Source organism: Bradyrhizobium sp. Kon69 (genome assembly GCF_055807515.1).
In genome coordinates this window covers 1-638 of the sequence record NZ_JBVVOS010000094.1, presented here as the reverse complement: position 1 = coordinate 638, position 638 = coordinate 1, and the positions used below count along the sequence as shown (strand labels likewise).

At 67.2% G+C, this 638-nt stretch carries 1 pseudogene; it reads right to left on the bottom strand.

Going from position 1 to position 638, the window contains the following annotated elements:
* Window positions 1-638 (bottom strand): annotated as a pseudogene (locus tag AC0L3U_RS38335) (transposase family protein); the annotation flags it as partial.

Sequence of the window (638 nt, the reverse complement as noted above, 5' to 3'; positions counted from 1 at the left end):
GCTGAGAGCACGACGTTGGCGGCGTCGCCGGCGCGGCCTTTGAGGTAGCAGCGGCCAAGGTGACCTTCGGCCTTCAGGTGTCCGATGATAGGCTCGATGGGGAGCGGCGCCGCAGCTCGCGCTTGATGGCGCCGAACACGCCGCGCTTCTGGGCCCGAAAGAAGACGCGACGGGGGATTTTGCGTGTCGGCCGCGATATCCCTTATCGACGTAGGCCGGCTCGATCGCACAGCCGGTGAGCGCCTCGGTGCGGTCGATGACGTCCCGCAGGGTATGACCGTCGTAGGGATTATCGGGCAGCGACCTGGCGTGCAGCACGAACAGCCCACCGGGAGCCCGGCGGTTGTTGGTGACGATGGAGCTTTGACACCGAACTCGTAAGGTGCGGCGGCCTTGCCCTTGCCGATGCATTCCACCTCCGGGGCATGGAAGGAATAGAGCTTCCAGCCGCGCTGTCGCTGCTGCTGCGAGCGGATCTGCGAGGCCCGGCCAAGCGGGAGGGCGAACGCCTCCTCCAGTGCCGGCTGGCCCTCGATCCTGCGGCGGATATCGCGGATGATCCGGCCGAGCCGGCTGCGCAGAATGCGCAACTGCCGCTGATGCCGGCTGAACTGTTTGGCATGGGCGTAGCGGCCCGC